The organism is Streptomyces sp. NPDC031111, from assembly GCF_055570675.1.
In genome coordinates this window covers 628,681-645,086 of the sequence record NZ_JBVIGS010000002.1, presented here as the reverse complement: position 1 = coordinate 645,086, position 16,406 = coordinate 628,681, and the positions used below count along the sequence as shown (strand labels likewise).

Genomic DNA, 16,406 nt, shown 5'->3' with positions numbered 1-16,406 from the left:
CGTGCCCCACGAGCGGCGTTTCGCCTGCTCGCGAGGTACTGCACAGCTATGCACCAAGCCGTGCGGAACCCTCCGCAACGGCTCGTTCGGCGCGCCCGTTTCGCGTTCGGCGGGGTGGGCCGCCGATGGCGAAAGGTATGCACGTGAAGGTGCCGTACAGGAGATATCTCTCCTGTCTGGTGGTCGCGGCGATAGCGGGCACGCTATTGCCGCAGGTCGCTTATGCGGCCCCACCGTCGGAGCCCGAAAAGGGCGATGACAAGGGGTTCTTCGATACCGTCACCGGCTGGTTCGGGGATGACGACGAGGAAAACCCGAAGCCCCCGTCGTACGGTGATCGTGGAGTCGCCGACCGGCAGAAACTGGCCAAGGGGAAGAACGACCCGAGGGCGAATCGGGTCAAGGAGCTCACCTCCCGCCGCACGCCGTCGGCCCGCTTCTGGCAGCTGTCCGACGGCCGGGTGGAGGCGGAGCTCACGGCCACGCCGACGTCGTACCTGGATCCGTCGTCCAAGTCCTGGAAGACGATCGACACCCGGGTCGTCGGGACGAAGGCGAAGGGTTTCGATCTCGCCAACAGGACCAACACCGGCCGCAGCTGGTTCGGGTCCGACCCGGACCGGCTGCTGCGCTTCGAGACGGCGGACGGGGACCAGTCGGTCACCCTCGGCCTGGAGGGCGCCCGCGGCTCCCTGAAGCCGCGGGCCGAGGACGCCACCGTCACCTACAAGGACGCGGTGGGCGGCGCCGATCTGTCGTACGAGGTCGGACCGGGCCGGGTGAAGGAGAACATCACCCTGGCCGAGCGCCCGACCGGTCCGGTGTCGTACACGTTCACCCTCGATACGGAGGGTCTGACGCCGAAGGCGCGCAAGGACGGCTCGATCGCGTTCTTCGGTGAGCTGCCGAACACGCCGGTGCTGGTGATTCCGGCGCCGTACATGACGGACGCGAGGAAGTCGGCGTCGTCGCCGTACGGGTACGAGTACAGCGCCGCTGTCACGCAGAAGCTGTCCCGTGCGGGTGATGGCTGGAAGCTGACGGTGACGCCGGACGCGAAGTGGCTGGCGGCGAAGGAGCGGCAGTACCCGGTCGTGATCGATCCGACGATCACGATCGCGCCGTCGCCGTCGGGTTCGCAGGACACGATGGTCCTCTCCGACCAGCCGGGCGTGAACTTCAATTCCTCCTGGAAGCTGTCGGCGGGCAAGACGTCGGCCACGGCCAACTCCCGTTCGCTGCTGAAGTTCCCGCTGGACGAGATACCGGACGGGGTGAAGATCGACGGCGCCCGGCTGGGTGTCTACTTCGACCAGTCGCACACCACCAACGGCAACGACGTCACCATCGAGGCGCACCGCGCGACCGGCGCGTGGGACGAGTCGACGGCGACGTGGTCCAACACCTCCGGCCTGGTCGGCGAGCTGTCCGGCACCAGCGTCCAGGTGGACGACGGTGACGCGGGCACCACGGCCGCGACGGGTTCCTGGCCGACGTCCGGCTCGACGCTGACGCAGTACGCGATCGGGCAGGACTACCGCTACAACAAGGACGCGGTCGCCGGGGACAAGTACACCTGGCAGCCGAAGGTCACCGACACCGCGACCTACCGCGTCGACGTGCACTACGTCGCGGCCACCGACCGGGCGACGAACGCCCCGTACACGGTGACGCACCGGGACGGCACCCAGACGTTCACCGTCGACCAGTCGGCCGGCACCAACGGCGTCTGGACGTCGCTGAACGGTGGCGCGCAGCTGCCGTTCAACAAGGGCACCGTCGGGAAGATCGTCCTCGGTGACGGCCCGGCGTCGACGTCGACCGCGGTCCTCGCGGACGCCGTGCGCCTGGTGAACCCGGCCCAGATCGTCAAGAACACGGGCGAGTACAACCAGTGGCACGAGTTCCCGGTCGCCGACACCGTCCAGAAGTGGGTCAGCGGCACCGCGACGAACCACGGCTTCGTGCTGATGGCGAAGGACGAGTCGTCCACCGGCCCGCTGGGCGGCCCCCGCTACGAGGCCGGTGACGGCGCCTACGGCGGCGAGACGTCCACCATCCCCCGGCTGACGGTGACCTACGGCAAGGTCGGCACCGAGCTGAACTCGCCCACCGTGGTGCACTCCACGGGTCCGGAGCTGTCGTGGAAGGCGTACTCCAACACCACCGGTGACAGCGGCCTGAACATCGTCGAGTACCAGCTGCACCGCTCCACGCAGCAGGCGTTCACACCGTCGGCGGCGACGCTGATCGCGCCCATCGACAAGTCCGCCACCACCTACACGGACACCACCGCGGTCCCGACCCCCGACTCCAGCTCCAGCGAGATCGGGAAGTCGTACTACTACCAGATCGCGGTGAAGACGCAGAGCGGGGAACTTCTCGGGTCCCCGACCCGGGTCGTGGGCATCCCAAAGGCCGGCCGGACGATGAAGATCATCCAGGGCAGCCAGGGCGGCGTCACCGACACCACCCTCTCCTCCGCCCAGCCGTCCACCAACCAGGACACCATCCAGTCCTGGGGCGTGGGCCAGAAGTGGCTGAGCGTCGGCAACAACTCCGGCACCTACGGCAAGACCCGCGCGGTGCTGAAGTTCCCCACCGACGGCATCCCGTCCACCGCCACGGTGATCAACAACCGGATGTACATGTGGGGCGCGGAGACCACCACCGACACCAGTGGCGCGATCTACGAACTCCACGCCCTGACCCGGGACTTCTCCGAGACCACCGCCACGTGGAACAACGCCACCTCCACCACGGCGTGGACCAGCGCGGGCGGTGACATGTCCGCCACCGTCTCCGACACCGTGGCCGGCATGTCGGACGTCGGCCGCCACTGGTGGGACGCCACCAGCCTGATGCAGAGCTGGGTGGACAACCCGGCCGGCAACAAGGGCGTCGCGGTGAAGCTGAAGGACGAGTCGTCCAACGGCCCGCAGGAGCGCTCCCTGTTCCTGTCCGCCGAGGCGGCCGACCCGCAGCTGCGCCCGTACATGCAGGTCATCTACGTCGACTCGACGACGCAGGACACCTACTACGCCCCGCAGACGCCGTCCCGGATGACCCCGAACACCACCTACACGGTGGAGTTCACGGTCACCAACACCACGGCCTCCGCGTGGGCGGCGGGCGAGCGGGAGCTGTCCTACACCTGGAAGCTCCCCGACGGCACGGACGTCACCACCGGCGGAAACCAGCTCGCCACGGCGATCCCGGCGCTGCTGCCGGGCAAGTCGGCCACGATCCAGGCGAAGGTCTCCACGCCGGTCAACTCGGACTCCGGCAACAAGCGGGGCGAGTACGTACTGGGCTGGGACGTCCGCAAGGTCTCCGACGGCAGCTGGCTGTCGGCCGGCACGGGGGGTATCCCGTCGCTGAAGCAGAACGTGGCGGTCGAGGACCCCACCTCCAACCAGCTCGGTCTGGAGAAGTTCTACTCCTACACCGGCAAGAACACCGGCGCCGGCTCGACGGTGATGAACAACCTGGCCTCCGGCAACAGCGTGTGGTCGTACAACGCGATCAACAATCCGGGCCGCGGTCTCAACACCTTCGCACGTCTGGGCTACAACACCCTGGACACCTCCGACACGGTGCTCGGCGCGGGCTGGTCCGCCCAGGTCTCCGGGCCCACCCGGCTGGGCGCGCCGCTGGACTTCCACCCCAACCCGAACCCGACGGAGGTCCGTCTCCCGGACGGAGACGGCACCACGCACGTCTTCCGCAAGCAGGCCGATGGCACCTGGAAGGCACCGGCGGGCGTCCACTTCAAGCTGGAGTCGAAGCTCGGTCTGGACTGCAAGCCGTCCGCCGACCCGGTTCCCGACGCCTGGACGCTGACGCGCCCGGACGGCACCCGATTCCTCTTCGGCTGCGACGGCTACATGACGTCCGCCGTCGACAACGACGGCAACACGCAGACCTTCACCTACGAGGAGCGCAAGTCCAACAACAAGCCGACCAAGTTCCTCAAGTACATCACCGACCCCGCGGGCCGGAAGTCCCTCACCCTGGACTACTACGAGAAGGGTGACGCGACCTACGAGTACATCGACGACTCGGGCGCGAAGGTCTCCGGCACCAACCTGACCAACTCCAAGATCTACGACCACGTGAAGTCCATGACGGACGTCTCGGGTCGCACGATCACGTTCTACTACACGGAGAAGGGTCTGCTGGGCCGGATCGTCGACGGCGAGGACTCCTCGCAGCCGAAGGTCTTCAAGCTCACCTACGACGCCACGCAGGGCAACAAGAACGTCAAACTGGTCAAGGCGACCGACCCGCGCGGCAACGCCACCTCCCTGGCGTACTTCTACCCGCAGGAGGGTGACGACCCGAAGTACCACTGGTGGACGCAGACGATCAACGATCGCCGCAACTACGCCACGAACTTCGCCTACAAGCCCGACACGGCGAACCCGAAGTTCACCGCGACCAAGGTCACCGACGCCGAGAACCACGCCACGGACCACGTCCTGGACGACTTCGGCCGGCCGGTGCGGATGACGAACGCCAAGTCCCGGACGACCGAGCTGAGCTGGGACGCGGACAACAACGTCGTCTACCTGGAGCAGGCGAACGGCGCGAAGACCGCGTTCTGCTACGACCAGAAGACGGGCTACCCGCTGCGGACGTGGGACGCGGAGGTCACCAAGAGCTGGACTTCGTTCAATCCGACCGAGTACTGCGACCCCGCCTCGTACCCCGACAAGGGCACGGCGTTCGACTACGTGACCCGCGCCGACGGCTACTCGGCCGACCTGTGGCGCAAGACGTCGCCGCTCGGCAACGTCTGGCAGTTCGACTACGACCAGTTCGGCAACCAGATCTCGGCGACGGACCCGGAGGGCGTCGCCTCGGCGACCGAGGGTGACCACACCGCCACCACCGTCTACGACGCGTACGGCCAGCCGACCGAGCAGACCGACGCCAACGGGAACGTCACCAAGTACGCCGGGTTCGGCGCGCACGGCTACCCGACCAGGATCACCGACGCGCTGGAGAACTCCACGACGTTCGTCTACGACGAGCGCGGCAACACCAGGGAGGTCGCCAACGCCAAGGGCGTCAAGGTCACCCAGGAGTACGACTACTTCGGCCGGCCGATGGCGCAGAAGCAGCCGAAGGACCAGTCCGCCGGCGTGTACATCACCACCCCGGCGCCCGAGTACGACGCCAACAACAACCTGGTGAAGGTGTTCGCGCCGAACGGCGCCGAGTCGTCCTCGGTGTACGACGAGGCCGACCAGGTGACCTCCTCGCTCGCCCCGAAGGACGAGCCCACGGACGACGAGCGCCGCACCACCACCACGTACGACAAGGTCGGCAACGTCAAGACCGTCACCGAGCCCAAGGGCAATCTGACGGCCACCGTCGGCGACTACACGACGACCTACACCTACGACGAGATCTACCAGCCGGTCTCGGTCGTCAACGCCAAGGGCCACAAGGTCTCCAGCGAGTACGACAACGTCGGCAACCTGGTCACCGTCGTCGACCCGAAGAAGAACGCCACCGCGGACACCGCCGACTTCACGACGAAGTACAGCTACGACCTGAACCACCGGGTCGTGAGGACGACGGACGCGGCCGGCAAGTTCACCACCGTCGAGTACGACCTCGACGGCCGCTCCCCCAGGGCGACCGACGCCGAGGGCAACACCACGGAGACGGTCTTCGACCGGCGCGGCCTGGTCAAGGAGATCAAGGTCCCGTACTCCAAGGACGCCTCCGGCACCCTCACCCACCGGACGACCCGCTTCGAGTACGACGAGGTGGGCAACCAGACGAAGGAGATCACTCCCCGCGGTGTCGAGACCACCGACGACGCGACCGACTTCACCGTCGAGACGGTCTACGACAAGCTGAACCGGGTCAAGGAGCGGCTCAGCCCGTTCGACGCCGGTGACGCCAACTACGGCACTCCGGACAAGACGTTCTACTTCTACGACTCGGTCGGTCAGCTGGAGCGTGTCTCCGCGCCGCCGTCCGAGGGACAGAGCGTCCGCAACGACACCGAGTACACCTACTACGACAACGGGTGGACGAAGTCCGCGAAGGACCCGTTCGAGATCACCACGTCCTACGACTACAACGCCCTCGGCCAGCAGACGCGCAACACGCTGACCTCGGCCGGCGGCTCGTCGCAGCGCACGATGACGTGGGACTTCTACCCGTCGGGCAACCAGAAGGCACGCTCCGACGACGGCATCCCGGTCGGCAGCCAGGTCGTGGTCGTCGACTCCACCGACGTCAACAACACGGCGACGCAGGGAAACTGGGACGCCTCGCAGGCGACCGGCCAGTGGGGCTACAACGTCCGCACCAACGCCACGGGCACGGGCTCGGACACCTTCACCTGGCAGCTCAACATCCCGCAGGACGGCACGTACGAGGTCTTCGTCCGGCACGGCGACGTGACCGGCGCGGCCACCAACGCGCCGTTCAAGATCACTCACGCGGGCGGCGAGGTCACCAAGCCGGTCGACCAGACGCAGCGGTCGGGCGAGTGGGTCTCGCTGGGTTCGTACTCCTTCAAGGAGTCCGGCTCCCAGAAGGTCACGCTGACCGATGCCGCGAACGGCACGGTCGTCGCCGACGGTCTGAAGCTGGTCCGCTCGAACACGGGTGAGACGGACAACGAGAAGAAGGACTTCACCTACCGGTACGACGTCAACGGTCTCCTGGCGGAGGTCAAGGATCTCTCACCGGGCGCGAAGGCCGACGCCTACACGATGGCCTACGACGAGCTGAACCAGCTCACGAAGGTCGAGGAGAAGCTGGGCGCGACGGTCAAGAACACGACGTCGCTCACCTACGACATCAACGGCAACCCGTTGGAGACCACCCACGACGTGACGTGGTCGAAGGCCGAGTACGACGTCCGCGACCTGATCAACAAGATCACGAACGCCGACTCGCCGACGGCGGGCAACCAGCAGATCACCACGTTCACCTACACCGACCGCGGTCAGCCCCTGAAGCAGACGAAGCCGAACGGCAACACCGTCGACTACGCGTACTGGCTCAACGGCGCCGTCAAGTCGCAGGTGGAGAGGACGTCCGGCGGCACCCTGGTCGCCTCGCACGACCTGGAGTACGACCCGAACGGGAACCGCTCCAAGGACACGGCGAAGGTCATGAACGCCGACAACGCGGCGGACTACCTGGACACCGTCTCGACCTTCACCTACGACCCGCAGGACCGCATCGCCAAGGTCACCAGGACCGGCGACGCGGCGGGCACGGAGACGTACCGGTACGACGGCAACTCGAACATCGTCGAGCAGACGGTGGGCGGGGTCACCTCCACGTCGATGTACGACCGCAATCGTCTGCTGAAGACGACGGCGGCCGGGGTCGCCTCCACGTACAACTACGACCCGCTGGGCCGCCTCGACACGGTCTCGTCCAACGGTTCGGTGCAGGAGAAGTACACCTACGACGGCTTCGACCGCATCGCCAAGCACACGGCGGGCACGGGCACGTCGGCCAGGTCCACGACGTACCAGTACGACGCCTTCGACCGCACCGCGCAGGAGACCACCTCCGGCACGAACGGCAAGACGACGCTGTTCACGTACCTGGGCATGGAGTCGAAGGTGCTGCGGGAGGAGGTCGCCGGCAAGGCGACCAAGTCCTACCAGTACAGCCCGTGGGGTCAGAAGCTCACCCAGATCAAGCACAAGGACACCGCTCCGCACGAGTACTCGCAGTACCTCTACCACCCCAAGGGTGACGTGGAGGCGATCACGAAGGAGGACGGCACCACTCGGGCCACCTACGGCTACTCGGCCTACGGCTCGGACGACGAGAAGCAGTTCACCGGCGCCGACAAGCCGGACGCGGCAAACCCGGACAAGGAGCAGTACAACGACTACCGCTACAACGCGCAGCGGTACGACGACGGCTCCGGCACCTACGACATGGGCTTCCGGAACTACGACCCGGGCCTGAACCGCTTCCTCACCCGTGACATGTACGGCGGTGCCCTGGACGACATGGGCCTGGCCACCGACCCGTACACCGGCAACCGCTACGCCTTCGCCGGCGGCAACCCGATCTCCTTCGTGGAGCTCGACGGCCACCTCTTCGGCATCGACATCTCCCTCTCCGACGTGGGTCACGCGGCCCTCGACGTGGCGGGCATGGTCCCGGTGATCGGCGAGGCGGCGGACGTCGCCAACGGCATCTGGTACGCGGCCGAGGGCAACTACACGGACGCGGCACTGTCGATGTCCGCGGCCATCCCCGGCATCGGCATGGCGGCGACGGCGGCCAAGTACGCCAAGAAGGGTGCGAAGGCCGCGGACGCGGTCAAGGGTGGCGGCAAGAGCGCGCCCAGCGCCAAACCCAAGGCGACGAAGCCGAAGCCGACGAAGACGGCCGACAAGCCCGCTCCGAAGAAGCAGGCCGGCAGTTGCAAGGTCAAACCGAAGAACAGCTTCGTCCCTGGCACCAAGGTGCTCATGGCCGACGGGTCCACGAAGAACATCGAGGACCTGAAGGAGGGTGAGTACGTCCTGGCCTCCGACCCGGAGACCGGGAACCTCCAGGCGCGCGAGATCACCGACACCCGCGACCACAGCGGTGTCAAGCACCTGATCACCCTCACCGTCGACCCCGACGGCAAGGACGGCGACGCCAAGCCCGAGACGATCACGGCAACGGACGAACACCCGTTCTGGCTGCCCGACTTCGGCAGGTGGGTCGACGCTCAGGACCTCGAGCCCGGCATGTGGCTCCAGACCGCCGCCGGCACCTGGGTCCAGATCACCGCGATCGACGACACCCACAGGACCCAGCGCGTCCACAACCTCACCGTCGACGGCCAGCACACATACTTCGTGGTGGTCGGCTCGGCGGCGGTTCTCGTCCACAACGACGACAACTGCAAGGTCCAAGCCGAACTGGCGCAAATGCGCAAGGACATGAACATGAAGTCCGTCGCAGAAGAGGATGCGGCAAGGGCGATCCACAAGAACGCCAAGGCGCATACGCTCGGCCGGATGGACTTCGACGGCGGACGCGGCTCCATCTACGGGATGAACGGCAAGTTCGAACGGCCCATCCCCTTCCCGGGCAAGGGCAACCGTATGACGCAGACGTCGTACGAGGACCACGCCGAGGGAGACATGGTCACGCAGGCCCTCCAACGAGGGTTCAGCGGAGGCAACGCCAAGATCTACACCGACCGCGATACCTGCAACTGGTGCAAGAACTCCATGGCGGGCTATGCCCAGCAGTTGGACCTGGACTCTCTCGAGGTCTACGGTCCCAACGGGCTCGTCGGTACGTACACTCGTTTGGCGGGCAAGTTCATCCGTCAGTGAAGGAGGCGAAATCCGTGACGGTGGATGTGGAAATATGGAGTCCTTCTCACAGTAAGAGATCGATCGAACTCCAGGAAGTGCGGGAAGTTTTCCGAAAAATCCCGGAAGGCGGGTCAGCCATCTTCACATGGAACGACTGTGAAGAGGAGTGCCTCATCGTCGCGGTCGAGCCTGAGTTCTCGGTGGTGACCATGGGGCGGGATGCATCCTTCTGGAACCTCAAGATCTCCGACGACACGGAGGAGGTCGAAATCCGGATGGGAGCGGACGACTTCACATGGGCTCGCGGTTGCCTGTTGCCGCGAGAAATGGGGATCGAAGTCCTGCTCAAGGTGGACCAGTTCGATTCACTGTTCTGGGACTACTCATGGGCCGAAGGGTGAAGCTCTCTTCGACTGACGCAGGAGGACTGCGTAGCGCACACTGAGTAACAGGTGTGGCCCGGGGAGTCCGACAACTCCCCGGGCCACACCATGCACCGTCAGCACGCTTCACAGACCGAGGATCTCTTCTGACGAAGTGCCGGACCGGACGTCACCAGCCGGTGATGATCCCCGGCCACCAGCGATTGAAAGGCCGCCGCATGTGGGTGCAGCGTGTGATCGAGCTGACTGGCTGGGAGCCGCTGGGAGTTTCTGTCGACTGGGCGGCCGTGGAAGAGGAGTTGCAGGCTCCGCTGCCGGCGGACTACAAGGAGCTCATCGAGGCTTTCGGTGGCGGCACCTTCAGTGAGTCCGTCTACTTTTTCGCACCTTCGGGAGCTCCGTCCTTCGACTTTCTCGCGCAGTGGCGGGCCTCCCTTTCGACCGGTGAAAACGATGACACATACCCGATTTACCCTCCGGGCGGAAAGGGTGTCATCGTGTGGGCGGCAACCGAATGGGCCGATGAATACGCCTGGCTTGTGGACGCGCGACATCCTGGCCAATATTCCGTTCTCGTACGAGGTGACGTCGGCGAGTGGCACACATATGAAGTGTCGACTTCTGAATTCCTCTACCGGGTCCTTGCGGATGAGGATTTCAGACCTTTCGGAATCGCGCAGTACAACCTTGACCCGACGTTCCAGCCGGGCCGCTTGAACGGATCGAGGATGTGACGTGGGGCTCGTAGCGAATACCGTGGCTGCAGCCGCGGAAGGTCGGCTTCCTGCCGACCTGCACGGCCTGAACGAGCAAATGGGGGCGCTGGGATGGTCTCCGACGGGACCGGTCGCTCCGCGTCCTCGTCATGGCACGCATGGGGGTGGGTTCCGGAGGCTGACCATGATGGTCCTGCAAGAGATCGGAGCTCCGTCGCGCTGCACGCGGTCTGGCGCAAGTCTGATGAATGGCCGCACCATGAAAGGTAGCCGTATGTGGGTGCAACGTTTACTCGACTTCACTGGCTGGGAGCCGTCGGCGCGGTCTGTCGACTGGGACGCGGTCGAAAGGGAACTGCAGGTTCCACTGCCGGCGGACTACAAAGAGCTGTGCGAAGCTTTTGGCGGTGGTGCGTTCTGCGACTCCGTCTCCTTTCTCGGGAACATGGAAGGCCCCATGTTCAATCTGCTCGTTCGATGGCGGGCAAGTCTTTCGGTAAGCAGAGACGGTGAGCCGTACCCGGCTTATACGCCGGGTGGCCATGGTTTTGTCACCTGGGCTTCATCGGAATGGGCGGATCAGTACTGCTGGCTTCTCGACGCACAGCGTCCGGGTGAGTATTGCATACTCGCGCGAGGTGATGCCGACGAGTGGTCCAGGTATGAAATGTCGACCTCTGAATTCTTGTACCGGGTCCTTGCGGACAAGGAATTCATGCCTTTCGGTATCGCGGAGTACAACCTTGACCCGACGTTCCAGCCGGGAAGCGCTGCGCATCGCACGCGGCATGCCCACGGGCGATGTGAGGAGGGCTGGGGAGTTGGCGGACCGCACGGCTGACGCCGAAGCCATCGTGCACGTGGTGGGCAATGTCCAGCAAATCCTGGGCCTTGCTCAGCAAGTCAATCGCTTCAGCTGCAGATGGTGCCCTCGTCGTCGATCTGTCGCACCGGGACTCGGAACCTACGATTGGAGGGTTGCCGCATGTGGGTGCAGCGTGTGGTCGAGCTGACTGGCTGGGAGCCGCTGGGGATTTCTGTCGACTGGGCGGCCGTGGAAGAGGAGTCGAGCCCGGCTCCCGCGGCGGCACCTCAGTCCGGTGACACCGAGATCATGCGTCATGAGCAAGTCCGGCCTTCTCTCGCGGCCAACCGCCCGCAGTACAGCGCCGGCGCATGGTTGGTCGGCTGGCTGGTCTTTCTGGGATCGGGTTTTGTGACCACGGTGCTGCTGCTCAACTCCTGGGCGAGCTGCCACTTCGGTCGCCATGTGCAGCCGTTCGTCTGGTTGGTGGTGACCGTGGCGCCACTGGCATTGACGGTTTTCGCCGCAGTGATACTTTTCGGGATCGTGGTGGCGGCTTGGTATCAGTCGCCGGGCCACCCTGACCGTTTGTGCTGATCAGGTGCTGGAAGTTCCTGCCCTGGTCCGGCGAGGAGGCCCGGAGTATGGAGACAGCCGTGCCGCGTGGCGCCGGAGGCTGTTCGGTCTTCGGTGTCGCGGTGACCGCAGCCGTCCTCACCACCGTGTGCTGGGGATTCACCGCCCTTCTGACCGAGAACTTCGGGAACGACTGTCTCTTCTACTTCGGTGTCACCGGGCCGCGGGCCGAGCACTGTTACCTGGTCAACGACCGTGCGGAGGCCTGGCTCCCCCGGTTGGTGTCCGCCGCCTGGATCAGTGCGGTACTGGTTCCCTGCCTGCCGCGCCGGTTTGCTCCGGCGCGGCGCACCTCAGTCGGCGTCGCCGTCGCGTGCCTGATCGTCGCCGTGGTGCTCGGGGGACACGCTCTGGCTGTGTCGGGCCCTTGAGGGGGCGGACGCGGTTTCGCTGAGCGCGCCGATCAGGATCCGGGTCCCGATCGGCGCGTCACCGGCCGTGGGCGGGGGTGTCAGCCGAGGTGTCGGGTGAAGAATCTCAGCGTGCTCTCCAGCTCGTAGTCCGGGATCTCCCCGTGCTTGCCGGGGTTGGCGTGCAACGTCTTCTCGGATGAGGCCAAGGCGTCGAACAGCGCCAGGCTCTGGGCGCGTGGCACGCGCTCGTCGTCCCACTGCACCAGAAACTCCACGGGGATGGTGATCCGCGCGGCGGCCTCGGCCGATGCGAGCGCCCCGCCCAAGCCCAGTACCGCCGCGCGGACCCGCGGTTCGGCGGCGATGAACGGAACACCGAGTCCGCACCCCAGCGAGACGCCCCAGTAGCCCACCGGACCGGCGCCGACGTGCTCGATTCGCTGGACCGAGTCCAGGACCGCCCGCCATTCCGGCACGGTTTGGCGGGCCACGAGCGCCTGGAATTCGGCGATCAGCGGAGCCAGCTCTTCGCCGGCCTCCACGCGTGCCTGGTTCTCGGTCGCGATCCTGTCGTACTCCTCGACCTTCGGCCGGTCGCCATGGGCGGGGACGTCGACCGCCACGACCGCGAAACCGCATTCGGTGACGAAGCGGCGTGCACGGGACAGGATGTCGGGGGTTTTCTTGTGCTGACCGCCCCCGTGTCCCATCAGGACGAGCGGGCGAGTGGCGACGGAACCTTCCGGCGTCCACAACACGCCAGGTATCTCACCGAGGTTGAAGAGCTGTTCGCGGACGCCGTCGAACGACGCCTCAGAGATGAAACGCATAACGACTCATGCCTTTCGGGATGCCTTTGCGGGCACTCCCTAGGCCATGCGGGAGAGGGAGGCCCGACCTGTCAAAGCGTTGATCGGTCTCACCTCCTCGGTTCGCAGCAGTGCACGGCGGCAGGCAACGTACCACGCACGAGCGCGTCAGTAAGGGGCCATCACCAGGTCGCCGATCACCTGTAGCCCGACTTGCTCCGCCAGCCACGGGGCACGTTCGGCCTCGATTTGCTTGACGTGCACGAACACCGTGTGGTCGGTGGCGGGCTCCTCCAGGTCGAGGTCGTGCGCGTTCAGGCACAGCGTCACGAACGCGCCCCTGTACCCGCCGACGCCGAGGCCCACCTCGGGTGCCTCCGGCCAGCCGGAGAAGTCCCACCGCACCGTGGCAGGGGCGCCGCCCATGGTTTGGATGAGCGGATCCACCAGGGCCGGCGACAGCGCCCACGTCCGCATCCGGACGGGGAGATGCGCCAAGGGGTCGTCTCCCGCCTCCGACGAGCCCTTCCGGTCTCCTTCAGCCCACCAGTCCGCGTCCGGGAGCAGTGCCATCAGGGCTGTCGCCGTGGGCACCGAGGAGACTCGCGCCTCGAAGTCCACCTCCAGCTCACGCGTGTCGGCGAGGGCGAGCAACTGCCCAACGGTGCGCATCGCTGCCGCGAGATCGGTCGTTCTGAGGATGGGTTGGGCATACGAATTCGACATGGAGCCAGCCTCCTATCAGCGGGGCGGCCTCAGAGGGACATCCAGCAGTAGAGCTGCTCATCGGCCTCGTGAGCCCGTCCGGCGAGACGGAAGAGCTCCTCCGCCAGGGGCTGCATGTTCTCGATGCTCGCTCCCTGGAGTTCCTCCGCCTGCACCCACCTGGCGACGACCTCGGGGACTTCGGAGTCGGGTACGCAGGCCAGTGTGTCCCGTACCAGGGGCGGGAGTTCCGACACCCACGGGCCCGTCGCCCAGGGGTCGTCCTCGGTCTCTGGGCCCTCCGGACCCGGTGCCGGGGAGGTCGGCCACACGGTCGTCCCGTCCACCAGGTCCACTCGCCACTCGGTCCGACGGATGGCGGCGACCAGCTGCCCCAGGACCACGGCCGGATCCACGCCCTTGGCCTCAACCCCTTCGAACGGAGGGGGTTCCACGAAGAGCGGGGATCCGCCCTCCGCCTCCTCCAGCGCCCGCACCACCGCCGCGGCGTTCGGTGCGCGGAAGTAGTCGGTCAGAACGCCCATCGCTCATCTCCTGGTCTCCGTGTGTCAGTGGCCGGTCCTAGGATCGCAGCGCCTTCAATGACCGACCGAGTGGGTGAGCGCCGTTGTCCTCGATACGTGACTTCGCGACCTGGGAGCCGCTGGTGCGGCTGGTACGGGATGCCCACGCGGGGCAGCTTGCCGCGCCCGGTGGTTACTTCATGGGCCAGATCGGTCTCGGCGGTTGGACCATGCCCGCGCCGCAGCCGTCCACAGAGCCGGGGCGAGCCCTGCTGGTGGCGGACATGCAGGACCAGTTCACCGCCGTGGAACGGGTACAGGACGCCCTCAGGGCCGACGGCGCGAGCAACGTGTCGTACATGGTGGAGACGGCGCCGGACGGGAGGCTGCTGCTCCATGTCGTCGACTCGGGCCCCGCGGTGGAACACGGGATCACCAGCCCCTTTCTGGGAGCCCTGCTCCTGGTCGAGGGTGCCGTTCCCGAGCCCTGGCGGCGGCTGCCCGAGGAGGTGCGGGGCGCGGTGCCGGCCCCGTCGGCGGACCCGGCGCTGCTGGAGCGGACCCTTCGCGAGCGGCTCCCCGACGCCATCGGTGCCACCGAGGAGGAGATCGCCGAGGCGGAGGCACGTCTCGGTGTCACGCTGCCCGACGAACTCAAGGCCCTCTACCGCGTCACCCGGGCGCGGTGGGAGGACTGGGGCGGCGATTACGAGGCGCGGCAACGCGTCAGCGACGCGGTCGGCTGTGAGCTGTTCCCCCTGGACGGGCTCTACATCGCGGACGCCCAGTCCCGTCCCTGCCCTTGGCAGTTCGCTGCCGACGACGCCGCCGTCACCGCTCCGGACGCCGCCGTGCAGGGCCTCGTCGGCTCGCCCGGCTGGATCGCCTTCGGCGACAACGGCGGCGGCGACCGGCTGGCCATCGACCTGACACCGGGCCCGGGCGGGCACATGGGGCAGGTCATCGTGATCGACCATGAGCGGACCATCGGCGCCGGACTGCGCGCCGACTCCCTCACCGACATGGTGATCAACCGCCCCAACGGCTGGCGCCTGGACCGTGACACGGACGGCCCGCCGGTGGTGGCCCGGGTGGGCATCCACCGCCCGGGCAGTGTGGAGGAGGCCGCCCGTCCCGAGCTGGAGGTGCTCCGCATCGGCCGGCGGGAGGGCGAGCCGGTCAGCCTCGCCCCGGTCGTCGGGCTTCCCCGTCTGCGGACCCTCACCGCCGACGCGGGCACGCTCGCCGATCCCCTGGAGATCGCCGGGCTGACGGGTCTGGAGTATCTGAGCCTCGGTCCCGAGGACTGGCGCGTCCTGCTCGACGCCGGTGCCGTCCCCCGGAGCCTGTCGGCGGCCCACATCGAGGTGCGGGGCGAACGGCACCCGCTCCCGCTTCTCGACCTCGCGAACGAACTCCTCGCCCTGTGGGACCGGCCCTGCATCCGCCGGACCGTCCTGGAAGCCCGACTGGACACCGACCGGTGAGCGAGGAGTGGGCGGTGCCGCCCCATTACGGGATCGAGATCGGTACCGAGCCCCTGAACCGGCCGGCCCGGAACTCGGTGGGCGGGTGGCCCTACTTCGACGACGGCCAGGAGTGGCCGCGGTGCTTCTGCGGCGAGCGCATGGCGCTGTTCTTCCAGCTGGATCTTCCTGACGACATCGAGTTCTTCGGCGGAGAACACCTGTCGGTCTTCCACTGCGCCCACCACCACGACGCGTCCGACCCGATCACGGCCGACGGCCGCCTCGTGCCCCGGTTCTGGGAGGCTCCGCAGCCGCCGTTCCCGGGCTCGTTCTGGCGGGTGCTGCTCCAGCGTGACCCGGGGATTCCGGAGGCGGAGCCCGAACCGGCCGTACGCGCCCTGCCCCTGACCCTGCGGCCCTTCAAGGACACGTATTTCAAGGTGGGTGGTGCGGCGGCCTGGGCGCAGGAGCCCGAGTACTACCGGTGCGCGTGCGGCGCGGAGATGGCGTTCGTCTGCCAGGTTCCGGAGAACTGGGGTTTCGGCGTCCGCCCCGGGGCTCCGGTGCAGCCCTACAGCATCTGGGACGACGCCTACATGCTGTTCCTCGGCAACGAGGTCTATCTGCTGGCCTGCCCGAAGCGCTGCGACCCGGCGGCCGTCCTTCCGGTGAACCAGCACTGAACG

Annotated in this window: 11 protein-coding genes; 8 read left to right on the top strand and 3 right to left on the bottom strand. The window is 66.8% G+C overall.

Annotated features, from left to right (window positions below; all coding sequences use genetic code 11):
• Positions 1–125: 125 nt before the first annotated feature.
• The 6 genes from ACZ470_RS06620 (at position 126) to ACZ470_RS06595 (ending at position 12,231) form a co-directional block, all read left to right on the top strand.
• Positions 126–9,338, top strand: coding sequence for a golvesin C-terminal-like domain-containing protein (locus ACZ470_RS06620; protein WP_468424975.1), 9,213 nt, complete (start codon positions 126–128; stop codon positions 9,336–9,338).
• Between the two features lie 14 nt (positions 9,339–9,352).
• Positions 9,353–9,721 (top strand): hypothetical protein, encoded by a 369-nt coding sequence (locus ACZ470_RS06615; RefSeq protein ID WP_468424973.1) that lies wholly within the window; start codon positions 9,353–9,355, stop codon positions 9,719–9,721.
• A 215-nt stretch (positions 9,722–9,936) separates the two neighbouring features.
• On the top strand, positions 9,937–10,437 hold the full coding sequence (locus ACZ470_RS06610; RefSeq protein WP_468424971.1) for an SMI1/KNR4 family protein: 501 nt from the start codon (positions 9,937–9,939) through the stop codon (positions 10,435–10,437).
• Positions 10,438–10,603: 166 nt separating this feature from the next.
• Positions 10,604–11,260, top strand: coding sequence for an SMI1/KNR4 family protein (locus tag ACZ470_RS06605; protein ID WP_468424969.1), 657 nt, complete (start codon positions 10,604–10,606; stop codon positions 11,258–11,260).
• 144 nt (positions 11,261–11,404) lie between these two features.
• Positions 11,405–11,821 carry a hypothetical protein gene (locus ACZ470_RS06600; protein WP_468424968.1) on the top strand — a complete coding sequence of 139 codons (417 nt, stop codon included), beginning with the start codon at positions 11,405–11,407 and terminating at the stop codon, positions 11,819–11,821.
• A 47-nt stretch (positions 11,822–11,868) separates the two neighbouring features.
• Positions 11,869–12,231, top strand: a complete 363-nt coding sequence (locus ACZ470_RS06595; RefSeq protein ID WP_468424966.1) for a hypothetical protein — start codon at positions 11,869–11,871, stop codon at positions 12,229–12,231.
• Positions 12,232–12,311: 80 nt separating this feature from the next.
• Here ACZ470_RS06595 and ACZ470_RS06590 read toward each other — a convergent pair whose 3' ends face one another.
• The 3 genes from ACZ470_RS06590 to ACZ470_RS06580 form a co-directional block, all read right to left on the bottom strand.
• The gene (locus ACZ470_RS06590; protein ID WP_468424964.1) at positions 12,312–13,043 is read right to left on the bottom strand and encodes a dienelactone hydrolase family protein; all 732 of its coding nucleotides are present in this window, start codon (positions 13,041–13,043) and stop codon (positions 12,312–12,314) included.
• 147 nt (positions 13,044–13,190) lie between these two features.
• A complete protein-coding gene (locus ACZ470_RS06585) occupies positions 13,191–13,748 on the bottom strand; it encodes a hypothetical protein (protein ID WP_468424963.1) in 558 nt (185 codons plus the stop codon).
• Positions 13,749–13,777: 29 nt separating this feature from the next.
• Positions 13,778–14,272: a hypothetical protein gene (locus ACZ470_RS06580; RefSeq protein WP_468424962.1), complete on the bottom strand. Its 495-nt coding sequence runs from the start codon at positions 14,270–14,272 to the stop codon at positions 13,778–13,780.
• A gap of 83 nt (positions 14,273–14,355) precedes the next feature.
• On the opposite strand from ACZ470_RS06580, the gene ACZ470_RS06575 reads away from it, so the two are divergent.
• Both ACZ470_RS06575 and ACZ470_RS06570 read left to right on the top strand, forming a co-directional pair.
• Positions 14,356–15,738 carry an SMI1/KNR4 family protein gene (locus ACZ470_RS06575; protein ID WP_468424961.1) on the top strand — a complete coding sequence of 461 codons (1,383 nt, stop codon included), beginning with the start codon at positions 14,356–14,358 and terminating at the stop codon, positions 15,736–15,738.
• Positions 15,735–16,403 carry a hypothetical protein gene (locus ACZ470_RS06570; RefSeq protein WP_468424959.1) on the top strand — a complete coding sequence of 223 codons (669 nt, stop codon included), beginning with the start codon at positions 15,735–15,737 and terminating at the stop codon, positions 16,401–16,403. The genes ACZ470_RS06575 and ACZ470_RS06570 overlap by 4 nt, the downstream gene beginning before the upstream one ends.
• The last annotated feature ends 3 nt before the right edge of the window (positions 16,404–16,406 follow it).